Annotated in this window: 12 protein-coding genes; 2 read left to right on the top strand and 10 right to left on the bottom strand. The window is 59.7% G+C overall.

Annotated features, from left to right (window positions below; all coding sequences use genetic code 11):
• Window positions 1–4: 4 nt before the first annotated feature.
• The 6 genes from KVO92_RS01495 to KVO92_RS01470 form a co-directional block, all read right to left on the bottom strand.
• Window positions 5–859, bottom strand: a complete 855-nt coding sequence (locus KVO92_RS01495) for a DUF4123 domain-containing protein (RefSeq protein WP_217473932.1) — start codon at window positions 857–859, stop codon at window positions 5–7.
• Entirely contained in the window at window positions 852–2,906 is a 2,055-nt protein-coding gene (tssI, locus tag KVO92_RS01490; protein WP_217473931.1) for a type VI secretion system tip protein TssI/VgrG, read from the bottom strand. Before tssI ends, KVO92_RS01495 begins: the two co-directional genes overlap by 8 nt.
• A 204-nt stretch (window positions 2,907–3,110) precedes the next feature.
• Window positions 3,111–3,602, bottom strand: a complete 492-nt coding sequence (locus KVO92_RS01485; RefSeq protein ID WP_217473930.1) for an AP2 domain-containing protein — start codon at window positions 3,600–3,602, stop codon at window positions 3,111–3,113.
• A 446-nt stretch (window positions 3,603–4,048) separates the two neighbouring features.
• On the bottom strand, window positions 4,049–4,501 hold the full coding sequence (locus KVO92_RS01480; protein ID WP_217473929.1) for a MerR family transcriptional regulator: 453 nt from the start codon (window positions 4,499–4,501) through the stop codon (window positions 4,049–4,051).
• 269 nt (window positions 4,502–4,770) lie between these two features.
• Entirely contained in the window at window positions 4,771–6,207 is a 1,437-nt protein-coding gene (locus KVO92_RS01475) for a coniferyl aldehyde dehydrogenase (protein WP_254621258.1), read from the bottom strand.
• A gap of 19 nt (window positions 6,208–6,226) precedes the next feature.
• Window positions 6,227–7,195, bottom strand: a complete 969-nt coding sequence (locus KVO92_RS01470; RefSeq protein WP_254621257.1) for an acetoacetate decarboxylase (ADC) — start codon at window positions 7,193–7,195, stop codon at window positions 6,227–6,229.
• Between the two features lie 281 nt (window positions 7,196–7,476).
• Between KVO92_RS01470 and KVO92_RS01465 the strand changes: the two genes are divergently transcribed.
• Window positions 7,477–8,712, top strand: a complete 1,236-nt coding sequence (locus KVO92_RS01465; RefSeq protein WP_217473928.1) for an NADH:flavin oxidoreductase/NADH oxidase family protein — start codon at window positions 7,477–7,479, stop codon at window positions 8,710–8,712.
• Between the two features lie 211 nt (window positions 8,713–8,923).
• Here KVO92_RS01465 and KVO92_RS01460 read toward each other — a convergent pair whose 3' ends face one another.
• Entirely contained in the window at window positions 8,924–9,544 is a 621-nt protein-coding gene (locus KVO92_RS01460) for an FMN-dependent NADH-azoreductase (RefSeq protein WP_217473927.1), read from the bottom strand.
• Window positions 9,537–9,995: a GNAT family N-acetyltransferase gene (locus tag KVO92_RS01455; RefSeq protein WP_217473926.1), complete on the bottom strand. Its 459-nt coding sequence runs from the start codon at window positions 9,993–9,995 to the stop codon at window positions 9,537–9,539. The genes KVO92_RS01460 and KVO92_RS01455 overlap by 8 nt, the downstream gene beginning before the upstream one ends.
• A gap of 204 nt (window positions 9,996–10,199) precedes the next feature.
• Here KVO92_RS01455 and KVO92_RS01450 point away from each other — a divergent pair, with 204 nt between their 5' ends.
• Window positions 10,200–11,606 carry a PLP-dependent aminotransferase family protein gene (locus KVO92_RS01450; RefSeq protein ID WP_217473925.1) on the top strand — a complete coding sequence of 469 codons (1,407 nt, stop codon included), beginning with the start codon at window positions 10,200–10,202 and terminating at the stop codon, window positions 11,604–11,606.
• Window positions 11,607–11,836: 230 nt separating this feature from the next.
• Here the strand turns inward: KVO92_RS01450 and KVO92_RS01445 are convergent, their stop codons facing one another.
• Together KVO92_RS01445 and KVO92_RS01440 are read right to left on the bottom strand one after the other, a co-directional pair.
• The gene (locus tag KVO92_RS01445; RefSeq protein ID WP_254621256.1) at window positions 11,837–12,316 is read right to left on the bottom strand and encodes a carboxymuconolactone decarboxylase family protein; all 480 of its coding nucleotides are present in this window, start codon (window positions 12,314–12,316) and stop codon (window positions 11,837–11,839) included.
• A 536-nt stretch (window positions 12,317–12,852) separates the two neighbouring features.
• Entirely contained in the window at window positions 12,853–13,833 is a 981-nt protein-coding gene (locus KVO92_RS01440) for an XdhC family protein (RefSeq protein WP_217473923.1), read from the bottom strand.
• Between the last annotated feature and the right edge of the window lie 184 nt (window positions 13,834–14,017).

Below are 14,017 nucleotides of genomic sequence, written 5' to 3'. Positions count from 1 at the left end.
TTCCTTATGCAGTCGTTTGCTCGAGCGCGTCGAGCTTCTCGCCCTTGGCGAAGTCCTGGCGGGTCAGTATCTGGCGGGCCGAGGGGGAAGAAAGTGTGCCGGCGGGAAGCTGAAGATCCAGACGCAACCATCGTTCCTGGGAGGCAAGGTCATCGAAACCCCACTGCCCCGCTTCGATCAGCGCGTCATGAACACGCTCTTCGGTGGCTTGCGGATGATGAGGCAGGTAATCGCTGGAGAGCTGTGCAGCAATCATCGGCAGGCGCGCTCGGCTGAGCTGCGCCTGCCGCTCGCCGTCAAGCCAAAACCAACCACGATCGCTGACCATGCCGCTCCATGAACCGAACCGCGTCACCTGGCGCCAGCCTCGCTCGTTGCGCCACGCGATAGCGGTGAATGGCCCGAGAAAACTGCAGGCCTCTTCAGGCGACATGACGGAGAACAGCGGCTCGAGCCAGCGCGGCTCGAAAAAGCGAAAGAATCGCTCCTGGTTACGCTCGTCCCGCGCGCTCAGCAGGCTGCGGCAGTGCGCGGCCGCCTGGTCCGGATGCACACCGCCTTCAAGCCACAGCACGCAACCCGCATCGAGTTGGTTAAGCATGGCCGATGCATAGTCGAGCAGTTGGGGTTGATCCTCGCACTCGACGAGACAGGGGCTGACCTTGTAAAGCTCAGCGTAAGGCGTGTCGACGACTAGCGGATACCAGATCGGGAGACCGTCGTTGGCCTTGAGGTAAACCTGCATCGCAAGGTCTTCATCGAACGCGCCGTCGAGAATGACGAAGCAGCAGCCGTCTGCAACCTCTGCGTCTGGGTCGAACGGCATCACGATGGGCTGGACGGCAGACACCTTAGACATAGGCGTGCACCTCGCAGGTACCCTGCGCGCACAGGCTGCAGTTTTTCTCGACCAACAGATGACCGGCCAGCGCCTGGGTACGATAGAAATTGACGGTCGTGCCAGGGCCAGCACCCGGGTCCACCGGCTCGCTGTTTACCGGCAGGATGGGGCGGGCGCCCGCCCCTTTTCCTGGCGCGCCACCCGAGTTGATCTTCACCTGTGCGCCGACGATGGTCACCCCGCCCGGATCAAGCTTGATAAAGCTGCCACCGGCCTGGATGGTCAGCTCGGCTCCTGCGTCGATGACCACTTTCTGCCCAGCCGAGAGGTGAAACTCTTTACCGACCTGGACGTACTGTCCGGTCCCGATCCTGGTGTGCTGATCACTGCCTACCGTCAGGTGGTCGCTGGCCTTGAGCTGAACTTTACGATCGAGATACGTGGTGCGGTGCTCTTCCTTGCGCAGCTCGGTGTAGCTATTGGCCTCGACCGTATCGTGTCGCTCGTGACCTACACGGATATGCTGGTCGTTCTCGATGTTTTCATCCCAATCGCGCTGGGCATGGACGAATATCTGCTCTTCGCCCTTACGGTCCTCGATACGCAGCTCGTTATAACCGCCGCCGCCGGGAGAGCTGAGGGTTTTGAAAACGGTACGGGTCTTATGCGTTGGTAGCTCGTAGGGCACCTCGTTGGTGGCGTGGTACAGGCAGCCGGTGACCAAGGGCTGGTCGGGATCGCCCTCAAGGAAGGTCACCAGGACTTCCATGCCAACGCGAGGAATTGCGATACCGCCGTATTGCCCGCCCGCCCAACTGCTGGAGACCCGTAGCCAACAACTCGACTTGTCGTTCAGCTGACCATCACGGTCCCAGTGAAACTGGACGCGGACGCGGCCGTATCGATCACAGTGAATCTCTTCACCCTCCGGGCCCGTGACGCAGGCCGTCTGGCTCCCGCTAATGGTTCGCTTGAAGTGGCGTAGCGGTGGCCGATAGATCGCGTTCCAGGGGGTCGCCACAAACGCGTTGCGGTAGCCCTGCTGGAAATCATCCCCATCATCTGCCGATAGCGTCACGGATTCTTCGAGCACTTGGGGTTGTTTGCCTTCGTGCAACACATCGGTGAGCAGCCATAGCTCATTCCAATCCGGTCGAGGATGGTCGGCGAGCGGCATGAAATGGCCGCTGCGCAACTCTGCGATGTCGCTTCGGCCTTCGGCGATATGCTGATCGGCCTGATGGCGTTCGGTAGCCCGGCGACTCAGGTGCTTTCCGCGAGACCGGTCCAGGAAGCGTCCTGGATAGTCATAGTCTTCCAGGTCCGGGGTTTGCACACTCGAATGTCCCGCTTGCATGACCAGGCGCGGCGTCTCGAAATTGTAATCGCGTCGCGTGACGCGCGAGGTGCGCGTGTTCCCCTGGGCGGAGAAAGCCCTCACAACCTGATGGTCTGCGACCATCCCGGAATCTTGCTGGTAGGTCGCAGCGCCCAGTTCGGGAAACACCGTCTGGTCGTCACCAAACACCAACACGTGTTCTGTCTGGCCGTGCTCGAAGTGGTAGTGAATGCCCTCTTCCTCGCATAGGCGATTGACGAAGTGAAGATCGCTCTCGTCGTACTGAACGCAGTATTCGCGTGGTAGGTACTCACCGGACAGCGTAAAGCGGAACGTGTTGGCCAGGATGCCGTGCTCCTGTAGCACCGCCGCGATGATGCTCGGCACGGACAGATGCTGAAAGATGCGCTGGTTGTAGCGATGGGCCAGGTACTGCAACTGAGGGACGAGGGACACACGATAGCGCGTCATTCGCTTGCCGGATTCACCCTGGGCTGCGCTGTGAATCAGACCATGAAAACCCGTTCCGCCAGGGCCAACCTCAAGGAACGCCGACTTGTTTCGTAGCGCGAGGTAATCGAAATCAGGGCGGTCGCTGATCAGCTCGATATCGAAGGCATAGGGGCTATTGAGACCTTCGCGCCCTTTGAACGAGAGCACCTGAAAGTCATGCTGGACCCCAAGGATTCTGAGCGCAAATTGCTTCTGGTTGGCCGGTGAGAACATCCTGTTTCCTCTGCTTCCTGCACATGACCGGCCAGAGCCAGCATGACGACTTATTCCAAGGCGCGAAGGCTAGCCGCAAAGCAATGGCAGGTTCTTGCACACCCTCGTGCGCAAATCACGTTTGGATAAGAAACAGTTTGGAAACAAGACGCAGATCAAACTTAGTCAGGAACTACACAGGCCGTTGGCCAAATTCCTGGCTGATCACGGGGTGCCTGGACGAGCGCCACGGAGCAGCCTTTCGTAATGCTGCTCGCCACCAGCCGAGCGAAACACGCGATGATCAATCCCCGCGAGTTGACGATCACGTTCGGCGATCGCATGCGCTTTCGCCTGTTGCTCACCATACAGGTCGATCCGAAACGACTTTTTGATCGGCTTACCGTCGCGGCGTTTGGTCTGTGCGACCCAGTACCAGTACCTACCCATGCGATAGCGCGTGACGCCCGGGTGGCCACTCGTATTGGTCTTGCGAACCTTTTTCCGTACCTCTCGGCTGTGTCTCGGCGGGTACTGGAGCATCATTTCGTCACGGCAGGCCTGGGCTTTCTGCAGCGCCAAAGCCTCGCCTCCGTGCGTCAGATGCGGGAACTCCTTATCAATGACTTTTCTACCGTCACGAAAAAGGGTCACTCTCCAGGCTTTTGCGCCGCTGGAGTGAGTAATGGCTGTAATGCCGTAGAGCTCGGTCGACATGGTACTGGTGGGTGCGGCAAGAGAGGTTGGCTGCATGGTTTTTGGGCTGGCTCGATGGTATCCCGATCCTATCAATCGGCCATAAGACCTGTTACGCATGGGTTCTCAGTCCGCGCTTCTACTGCCGCCCGCGCCACGCTGCGAGTCGGGCATTAGCACTTCAAAGTCTTCGATCTCCTCGCCTGCTGCACGGGCTGTTATTCACATAGCATCGAATACGCCCTTTCGGCATCGGCCGCCGCAGATCGACGGATTGGGGCCGGTAGCTGCGTCTGGGCAGAGGCGGCTACCGGCCAAAAGCCGCCATTGGGCGTAGACCGAATGCGAGGCCACGACGCCACCGACTGATTAAGTTGATAAAAACAACGGATATAACTAATCGGCCAGCGTGTCCTTTATGCATGCCGAACCTGTCGAGCGGTTGCATTCCTATTAGCGCTTATCCTCTAATCGCGATGACGATGTGTTTTAGTGGGTCGCGGTGCATTGCCGGTTTCCGCCATCGGTATTTCCGAGAGTACGCGGCGGGCATTGGCGGCGCAGTCCATATCCAGCGGCTTAGCTTCGATCTGCGCTATCAGCCCAATCAGCTCTGCTTTGCTTTGTGCGAGTTGCGCTTGCAGTGTCTCGATGTCTTGAACCTTGCGGCGTAGAGTTTCGAGCAGATTGCCATGTTCCCAGCTAGCGAGATCGCTGGGCAACAGCGCGCGCAACTCGTCCAAACTGAAGCCTGCACGCTGCCCGGCGGAAATGAGTTTGAGAGCCAAGACTGCATCGTTGGGGTAACTGCGATACCCGTTTTGCTTTCGTTCGACCATCTTAAGCAGACCGATACGTTCATAGAATCGGATACGTGAAGGCGCGAGACCTGTGCGCTGTGCGAGCTCTCCAATTTTCATGACTGAGTTGCTCCAAGTAGTGTGACGTTAAACATTACTTCAAAGTTATTATCGAACCACACACAGATAGTGAGCATTGGGGCAACAACGAATGTTGTTCATCCGGCGAAACCTACGTTCTACCCGTTTGAAATCGGCCGAAGCATGAACCCGCATTTTTGCCATGATTGCGACAGTCCATGGCGTGCCGTTTCGCTCTCGTCAACAAGCCAATACCTTCGTCAGATGCAGACGTACTGTGCTCTCACACCGGTCGAGCTCTCCGGTGGTCATCGCGATGATGTCTTGTTTTGTCCCAAAGTGAAGGAGATGGCCATCTTGGCAAGCTTGCCAAACGGAGCATGAAGTAGGCCGGGGAAGTTCCAGCGGCCTTGCACGAACACGCCCTTGGCATGGCTCATCGCACGGAAGCCCTCGATGCCGTGATAGGCCCCCATGCCGCTCGCGCCGACCCCACCGAAGGGCAGATCATCCTGTGCTACGTGCATTAGAGTGTTGTTGATGCCCACGTTGCCGGAGGTGGTGCGCGCCAGCACCTGGCCGCAGTCGCCGTCCTCGGCGCCGAAGTAGTAGAGCGCGAGCGGGCGGGGCCGCGCGTTTACGTAGGCGATAGCCTCCTCGATGTCGGCATAGGTACGTACCGGAAGGATCGGGCCGAAGATTTCTTCCTGCATGATCGGCGCTTCATCGCTAACACTAACGACAAGCGTGGGCACCAGGGTGCGCTGGCGCCCAGGCAGGTGATCAGGGCGCGCGCCGACTTCGATAACGCGTGCGCCGTTGCGGCGCGCATTGTCTACCAGCCCGCGCAGCCGGTCGTAGTGGCCGTCGCTAACTATGGTCGTGTAGTCGGAGCTGGCCGGGCCATCTGGGTAAAAGCGTTGTACCGTAGCGGTATAGCGGGCGATAAACGCCTCAAGGTCGTCTTCATGTACTAGCGCATAGTCCGGTGCCACGCAGGTCTGGCCCGCATTGGAAAGCTTGCCGTACACCAGGTTTTGCAGAGTACGGTCGTTGACGTGGCCGCGCGCCACGATGGCGGGACTCTTGCCGCCCAGCTCCAGGGTCACGGGCACCAGGTTGTCACTGGCGGCGCGCATCACCTTACGACCCACCTGCGTGCTGCCGGTGAATAGCAGGTGATCGAAAGGCAGGGCGCTGAATGCGGCGCCGACATCAGGGCCACCCAGCACCAAGGCCACTTCATCTTCCGTGAAAGTCTCCGCCAGCATCTGCCGCAGCGCCTCGCTGATGCGCGGGGTCAGTTCCGAGGGTTTGAGCATGGCACGGTTGCCGGCCGCCAGCGCAGTGGCCAGCGGCACCAGAGTGAGGGAGATGGGGTAGTTCCACGGCGCCATAATGCCCACGACACCGAGCGGTTGGTATTCCACGTAGGCGCGCGCTGAGCGGTAGACAAATTGCACATGGCGACGCTCACGCTTCATGAAGCGGCGCAGGTGGCTGGACAGGTAATCAATGGCCTGGACGACACAGGACAGTTCCATGATGTCGGTCTCGTGGCGCGAACGGTTGCCAAAATCGGCGCTGACCGCGTCCTTCAGCGCCTCGCGGTGTGCGAGCACGGCGGCGCGCAGCCGGGCGAGCCGCGACTTGCGCAGCGGCAGATCCGGCGGGCCGTCGTGGAGGAATGCTTGGCGCTGGCGGTGCAGCAGGTCGGCTATGCGGGCGCTGTCTTCATCGAGCATGATGATGTGTCTCCGGCGGTTAGGGCTTCAGCGGTTTGGGCGCGTACAGCGCCGCCTGGAAGTCGGGGACGTACTCGTACTTGACCATCTTTCCCAGCTTCAGCGACTCGATGAAGCGAGAAAGGCTGCCGTCCGTCAGCGTCAGCTTCACCGCACCGGCATCCGACGTGCTGGCATGGCGCAACTGACGGGAAATGCTGTAGCCGGTGGTCAGTTGCCCTTGCTGGTCGATGTTCGTGAAGCTGGTCGTTACCAAGTTTTCGTTGCTGGAAGAAACGTCGAGCTTGCGCGTCTCCAGCGTCAGGTCCAGCGCCTGGGTTTCGCTGTCGAAGATTTTGACGACAACGTTGTTCTCGCCCTCGTTGTAGTCGATGCGCGTCAGCCATTTGGGAAGGTTGTAACCAACAACGCCACGCACCTCAGCCAGCTTGGTATCGACGGGCAACTTCAGCACATAGCCCCAGAAGTCATCGGAGAACGACTGTCCCATCAAGGAGAGCGGCCCCCAGTTCGACGATTCGGGTTTGTTGGTGACGACAGACAGGCCGATCTCGTTGTAGCTGTCGTTATCGCAGTAGTGGTAGGCGTAAGCGGTCAGCGCGACAACCCCTCGGCCAGGCCACACTTGCAGCGGCTGCACCTGCTCCAAAATCTCGGGCGGCATCAACTCGCGGAGGCGCGCCAGGTCAGCGGTGAAAATGGCGGTGACCCGGCTGTTTTCGTAGTAGAAGTTCGGGGAATAACTTTCAAAGCCAATATCGACTTTTTCCTTCTCGATCCCGTTGAACCAGCTCAAGTCGGTTTTCGGTGATTCGGCGGCAATGACGGAAAGTGGTGGGTTGGAGCGAAAGCGGTCATACAGGCCCCCTTTCACCACGGGTACGTCGTGGCTGCCGATCTGAATAGTGGTGGTTTCGGCCGCATGCACAGCTGCGGCTTTGGCCAGCAGGAAGGTGGCTAAGATGGGGGCTAGGTAAGTAACGTTCATTTGTATCGCCTCGGAGATGAATGGCATCGCCGGGCGAGGGTAAGTTTGAAGTTAGCTTTAATGTCAATCGAGGGTTTTGTGTCCAGTTGTTAGGACTGTGGCGCCCCGTGATCGCCAGACATGCAGCACATCCAACCGAAGATTGAGGAACGGGCTTCGATAGTTCTAACGAGCTCTACTGGAGCGGAGCGTGCCCATGGTCCGGTGTTGTAAATTCGCCTTGACCTTAAACTTATGTTCAAAGTTTTAATGCCCCCTAGTATCCACTTAGGGCGCACATCATGCTGGCGTTTACTCCCCTTACGCTGCCCAACGGGGCGGTCATTCCGAATCGTTTTGCCAAAGCTGCAATGGAAGAAAGCATGGGCGATCAAGACCACGCGCCATCGGCTACCTTGATTCGCCTGTATCGGACGTGGGCGGAGGGCGAGGTGGGCCTGATGCTCACTGGCAATGTCATGATTGATCGTCACGCAATGACCGGGCCGGGCGGCGTGGTTCTGGAGAGTGATGAATTTGCCGATCGATTCAAGGCGTGGTCAGCCGCAGCTCGATCCAGAGGCGGCCATGTTTGGATGCAGATCAATCACCCTGGTAGGCAAATGCCGGCCGCGCTGCAACAGGACACCATTGCCCCGTCCGAGGTGGCCATGCAAATGGGCAGCTTTTCCAAACAGTTCAAACCACCTAGGGCTATGACTGAAACTGACATCCAGAATGTAAAGAGCCGTTTTATCAAGACTGCGATGCTTGCCGAGCAGTTTGGATTCAATGGCGTACAGGTTCACGCGGCACATGGCTACCTGCTAAGCCAGTTTCTCTCCCCAATCACGAACAAGCGGCAAGACCAATGGGGCGGTTCGGTTGAGAACCGGGCGCGGCTGCTGGTCGAGATCGTCAAGGGCGTACGCGCTAGCGTGGGCAAGCAATTCGCGGTTGCGGTGAAGATCAATTCCGCCGATTTCCAGCGTGGAGGCTTCAGCTCGGACGATGCAAAGAGGGTCGTCGAGATGCTCGATCCGCTTGGGGTTGATCTGATCGAGCTGTCAGGCGGCAGCTATGAGGCGCCCGCCATGCATGGGCAGGCCCGTGATGGGCAAACGCTGGCGCGCGAAGCCTACTTTCTGGAGTTCGCCAAGGAAATCTCCTCTGTCGCAACGATCCCGATCATGGTCACCGGCGGGATCCGACGATTGCCGATTGCTGAACAAGTTTTGAACAGTGGCATCGGTATGGTTGGCATGGCCACTGCGTTAGCAATTGACCCTCACTTGCCGAAAGAGTGGCGCGAAGGTGCCCAGAATGCACCGGCGATGCGAGGCATAACCTGGAAGAACAAGGTTCTTGCCTCCATCGGCTATATGGCAATGGTGAAGCATCAAATACGTCGTTTGAGTCGAGGGCGGCCAACCAAACCCAACGTGTCACCTGCGTATGCGCTTCTGGAACAACAGTTGGACATTGCAATTCGTAGCATGCGCTACCGTCGCTGGATTCGGCGTCTGATGCAGGCGTGATGGAGCCAAGATAGCCATCCGCTTGCAATCTGAATCAGCCCTTCTTCTGTAGACACTTCCAGATCTTAGGGCAGGGCATCGAACGTGCTCCGGCCGCTTTTGGCCGAAAGCAGACGTTACGCCTCAGAACCAACTGGTAACGGAGAGTGAGCCGCCAGCAGATAACCGGCCCTTCCGGGTCCTACGCTTACTCTTTCGACATACTCTGCAGTCAGGCCGGCTCATGACGTGCGAACAGTGGCTCCATCGACAACCGTTGGCGTGCCGCCTCGCATTCGGCCTTTACTGTTTCCTCGCCGGCGACCAGCCCTTGCAGATAGACGAAGTGCACATCGAACAGGCCGATGGTGCTCAGCACATGGCGCAGGTATGCGGTCAGGAAGTCGGGTTGGCGCGCTCGAACACCGCGGTGGAAACCACCGGAACTGACGATCACATAAACGGGCCGGTCCGCTAGCAACCCGACTTTGCCATCGGGCGTCGCGGCGAAGGTACGACCGATCCGGACGACATGATCGATCCAGAGCTTTAGTACCGCCGGTATCGTGAAATTGTGCATGGGCGTGGCGATCAGCAGTGCGTCGCTGCGCTCGAGTTCGCCAATCAGGCTTTCAGATACAGTGAAGACCGGGTCGGTATCCGGAGTTCGACGCGTGAGTGCATCTGCATAGGACTCGCTCAAAGGCGCGAGCGCGACGCCGGCTAGATCCCGTCGCGTCACAATCAGATCGGGACGACGGATGCGCACGACATCGACCAGTTCATTTGCCAGCTCGTATCCAATGGACACATCTGGGCGCGGGCTCGCATTGATCAACAGAATCTCACGCATGGAGCGGTCCCTCATTGTGCAATGGCTGAACGAAGTGCATCCCTTTGGCAAGCAGGCCTTCGCGGAAGTAGAACCGCTGCGCGAGCGGCATATGCAGTCCGGTATCGAGCACCAGATGTGCGTAACCATCGCGTGTTGCCTCGCGTCGCACGACGCCCAACAGCTGCGCCCCTACGCCCTTCTGACGCTGTGATTGTGCGACCACCAGATCGTCCACATAGACGAACCGGCCATAGAGCAGGTTCTCCTGCGCGCGGAAGCCCGCCAGGCCGACCAGTTCATCGTCGCGCCAAGCACTTAGCAACCGATAATGTTGCTCGAACTGGCGCGCCATCTGGGCGAGGAATGCCGCCTCGTCCACCAGGTGGGGTCGTAGCTCGCGCATCAGTTCGAGGGCTCCGCGCAGATCGGTTTCCTCGCTCAGATAGCGAAAGGTTGGCGCAGTCTTCATGGTCGATTCCTCTACGAAAGGGGTCCTCACCATAGGTCCGCCGCCGCCCTGCTCACAGGGCCAAAAAAGACAAGGATGCATGGGGCATCGTATACGCGACGGCTCGCCACGACGCGGTGACCGGGCATGTCACGCTGCGCCACTCGCCGCCGACCGCTACGCCCGCGTGCGCTACTATTCGGCAGCCATCTGTAGGAGGTCTCGATGCCAGGTCGCGAAATGCCGGATCGCGCGAATACCCTTCCCGTTTTCCGCCAACTGTACGTCCGCTACCGCGACGCCATCAGCACCGGTCAGCTGAAGCCCGGCGATCGGGTTCCATCGGTGCGGGCGCTGGCGTCCGAGCTGAATCTGGCACGAGGCACGGTGGAAGCGGCCTATCAGCTGCTGATCGGGGAAGGATATCTGGAGACTCGAGGTCCGGCGGGGACGATCGTCTGCCCACAGCTGTCGCCGGCGCCGCCCAGCATAAATCCGGCTTCGCCTGCACCTACTGCCTATGAAGTAATTCACACCGGCCGCGCGCCGCTACCTTTGCAGATGGGCCTGCCGGCGCTCGACGCATTTCCGCGCAAGACCTGGACGCGCATCGCCAGCCGCGCCATTCAACAAGGCGGCCTGGACGGCATGATCTATCCCAACCCGCACGGCGATGAAGCGCTGCGTATCGAGCTTGCCCGCTACCTCGCCATATCCCGAGGCATCGCTTGCACGCCGGATCAAGTGTTCATTTGCGCGGGCTATCGTGCCTGTCTTGAACTGATCTCACGCTGCGTATTGAAGGCGGGTGACCGTGGCTGGTTCGAGGACCCGGGCTATTTTCTGGCGCGGCGATTTCTCGAAGAAGCCAATACCCAACTCGTTCCTGTTCCGGTGGACGAACAAGGGCTGCGCGTTGATATCGGTATCGAGCGCGCGCCCGACGCGCGTTTTGCGGTCGTCACCCCGTCGCATCAGAGCCCTTTAGGCGTCTCGCTGTCGCTGCCCCGTCGGCAGGCGCTATTGGCCTGGGCAAACGAGCAGCGCAGCTGGATCATCGAGGACGACTATGACAGTGAGTATCGCTACATCGGGCGACCGTTGCCTGCCCTGAAGAGCCTAGATACTCAAGGGCGCGTGCTCTACACCGGATCGTTCAGCAAAGTGCTGATACCCGGTCTTCGCCTAGCCTATCTCGTGGTGCCGAATGAGCAAGTCGCGCAGTTCGTACGAATGGCCGACACCTTGCACAACCATTGTCCCCAATTGCTGCAACGCGCCACCGCGACGTTCATCGAAGAAGGCCATTTCGCCCGTCACTTGAAAAAGATGCGCAGCCTGTATGCGCACCGCAGAGCATTGTTGTGCGAAGCACTGACTGCACGGCTCGGCGAGCGTATGCATCTGGAGCTGAGGGCGGGTGGCATGCACGTGCTGGCCTGCCTGGCCGATGGGCTGGACGACCGCGCCATAGCCGCACGCGCACCGCGCGCCGGTCTGGCACTGCAGGCGCTGTCCGACTGGTACCGAGACGTGCCGGTGCGCCAGGGGTTGCTGATGGGTTTCACCAATGTGAATGATGCGGACTCGGCAGCAGACATCGCCGAGCGCATCGCGGGATTGCTCGACTGATGCACTGCCCACCGCAAGGACGATCGGCTGCCGCCACCTGGACGTCCCGCGGCGAGCGTTCGGCCCGACCTCTAGGCTTTGTACGAAAAGTGCCTGCGCTCGGGGATGCTGCGTTGAAATCGCTCTGGTACGCCAGCCCGGTCAGAATGCTCATTTACAAGGCGTAAACTGGGCTTCTTCGAGCGTTTTCGCCTTGCCTGACCTTCGCTCGACAACTTTTCGTATAGAGCTTAGTGAAGGTCGGCCTTTTCCAGTCCGTAAAGCTTGTCTGCCGACCCAGGAACTGCCCGGAACGCGACGCTCAGGCGGTTCCAGCCGTTGATTGAAATGATCAGGAAGGACAAATCTGCGAGCTCGGCATCGGTCAACTGTTCGCGCACGCTGTTGTAGATCTCGTCAGACACGCCGTGCGCTTCAAGCCGGGTCAAGGCCTCGGTCCATTCCAGCGCAGCGCGTTCGCGCGCCGAGAACAGCGTCGACTCACGCCAGACCGTCACGTGGTGCAAACGCAATTCACGTTCGCCGTGAAGCTTGGCTTCCTTGACATGCATATCCACGCAAAAAGCACAGCCATTGATCTGCGACGCCCGTAGCGTGACGAGGTGCCCCACCTCGGCGAGGAACGGCTTCTTGCTCAACAGCTGGGATAATTCGGCGTATTTTCCAGCGGCGTCGGGGGATAGCTTGAAGTAGTCAAGACGTTGGGACATGGCGTTCATTCCTAGTAAGAGAGGGTTGCACCGGTGCCGTAACGCAAGCGGTAGACACACTCTATCGTTGCCACGTCCTAGCCCACAGGGCCAAGAAACAGGTTCGCGACTAGGTCATCAAGACCCAGCAAAGCACTTGTCAAAACGCCACTGCAGGATGGCTTACGGGCTCGGAAAAACCGTTACAACAACCCCTTAACGCGCCGCATCAGGCAAATCGAAGCGGGCCACCGCCTACCTGACACGCTGCCAATGCTCCGCCAGGGTCTTTTCGGCGCGTTCGGGTACCAGTTCGGCCTGGTGGTTGCGGCGCCGAGGCGATCAAGTGAGGCCAGGGCCTGTTGCAGGCCTACGTCCATGATTGCGGTGCCGTCACGGGCGATGAGTGTGAAGACGTCATCGATCATGCCCGTCCCCCCAAGCCCTGGCGCGAATGCCCGCTCATAGCGAGGCTGTTCCGGTGGCATCGGTCTGCTCAGGTACGTCTGCACGCTCAGGCCGTGACCGATGACCTTGTTCAACGCTTGGCGCCGCCCTCAGAGCGCTCCGCGCGGCCGATCGCGGTAGACGCGGACGATATCGGCGACGGCGGCTAACGCAATTTCAGCCGGTGTCTTGCTTCCCAAAGCCAGGCCTATGGGCATGTGCAGACGTGCGATATCGGCCTCACTCAGACCACCGGAGCGACGTAAGCGCTCGGCCCTTGCGGCAGAGGTTCGCTGCGAACCCATCACGCCAATATAAAAGGCTGGCGTACGCACGGCCTCTATCATGGCCAGGTCATCGATGCGCGGATCGTGGGTCAAGGCCACGATTGCAGTGGCTCGATGGCAACCATCGGCGGCAATGAATTGCGAAGGCAGTTGCAGACGAACCTCAACGCCAGCCCCGTCGAAACCAGCATGCACCTCCTCGCGTGGATCGCAAACGATCACCTCGAAGCCCAAGGCTCGAGCGAACTGTGCACAGATAATCGAAACCGGCGAGATACCGGCGATGATCAACCGTGCAGCCGGGCCGACGCGAATCTGTATCGAGTGCCCGTCCACCGCCTCGACCACGCAGGGGCCCAGGCCATCGTCTTCGCACAGCTGCGTTTGACCAGTGCGCAGATCAACGCGGCGGATCAGATGGCGCTGGCCCAGCAGCGTGGCGCGCAAACATTCCAACTGATCCCAGGTTGCCGCATCCGCCGGCAACCGTTCGACCAGCACTTTCAGGATGCCGCCGCAGGGCAGTGAAATCCGCGGCCCCGTGGGTCCGCTCGGGTCGCCATAGCGCAAGGTCGTAACCGCACACTCGAACTCACCAGCCTGTAGCCGCTCGAGAAAGTCTTCCTCGACGCAGCCTCCCGACAGCGAACCGATATGCCCACCCTGACGACGTGCCGCCAGTAGCGAACCGGGCTCACGCGGCGAGGAGCCGAACGTGGCCAGCACCGTGCACAGCCAGACGACCTCTCCGGCACGGGACCAGGACAGGGCCTGTTCAATAACCTGTAGATCCAGATGCTGCATGGTCAACCCGCCCCTCGCTTAGGTTCATCTGCTACCAGTCCGCGCGACAGCACAACCGAGTCATCAGCTGCACGGTGGGCCGCGTACAAAAATGCTCGGGTAGGCATGGGCTCACACCAGCACAACTTCCGCCGCGGCCGTTTGCTCCCGAGAGGCCGGGAGCAAACGGCCCTAGTGTTGGCCT

The sequence above is a fragment of the Stutzerimonas stutzeri genome (assembly GCF_019090095.1).
GTDB classification, from domain to species: domain Bacteria; phylum Pseudomonadota; class Gammaproteobacteria; order Pseudomonadales; family Pseudomonadaceae; genus Stutzerimonas; species Stutzerimonas stutzeri_AN.
Note: the sequence above shows the minus strand (reverse complement) of the source record. Positions and strands in the feature narration are given on the sequence as shown.

Bases quoted from the DNA above. Each gene is read 5' to 3' on its own strand.
- KVO92_RS01495 (WP_217473932.1), bottom strand. From the start codon at position 859: ATGTCTAAGGTGTCTGCCGTCCAGCCCATCGTGATGCCGTTCGACCCA.
- tssI (WP_217473931.1), bottom strand. From the start codon at position 2,906: ATGTTCTCACCGGCCAACCAGAAGCAATTTGCGCTCAGAATCCTTGGG.
- KVO92_RS01485 (WP_217473930.1), bottom strand. From the start codon at position 3,602: ATGTCGACCGAGCTCTACGGCATTACAGCCATTACTCACTCCAGCGGC.
- KVO92_RS01480 (WP_217473929.1), bottom strand. From the start codon at position 4,501: ATGAAAATTGGAGAGCTCGCACAGCGCACAGGTCTCGCGCCTTCACGT.
- KVO92_RS01475 (WP_254621258.1), bottom strand. From the start codon at position 6,207: ATGCTCGATGAAGACAGCGCCCGCATAGCCGACCTGCTGCACCGCCAG.
- KVO92_RS01470 (WP_254621257.1), bottom strand. From the start codon at position 7,195: ATGAACGTTACTTACCTAGCCCCCATCTTAGCCACCTTCCTGCTGGCC.
- KVO92_RS01465 (WP_217473928.1), top strand. From the start codon at position 7,477: ATGCTGGCGTTTACTCCCCTTACGCTGCCCAACGGGGCGGTCATTCCG.
- KVO92_RS01460 (WP_217473927.1), bottom strand. From the start codon at position 9,544: ATGCGTGAGATTCTGTTGATCAATGCGAGCCCGCGCCCAGATGTGTCC.
- KVO92_RS01455 (WP_217473926.1), bottom strand. From the start codon at position 9,995: ATGAAGACTGCGCCAACCTTTCGCTATCTGAGCGAGGAAACCGATCTG.
- KVO92_RS01450 (WP_217473925.1), top strand. From the start codon at position 10,200: ATGCCAGGTCGCGAAATGCCGGATCGCGCGAATACCCTTCCCGTTTTC.
- KVO92_RS01445 (WP_254621256.1), bottom strand. From the start codon at position 12,316: ATGTCCCAACGTCTTGACTACTTCAAGCTATCCCCCGACGCCGCTGGA.
- KVO92_RS01440 (WP_217473923.1), bottom strand. From the start codon at position 13,833: ATGCAGCATCTGGATCTACAGGTTATTGAACAGGCCCTGTCCTGGTCC.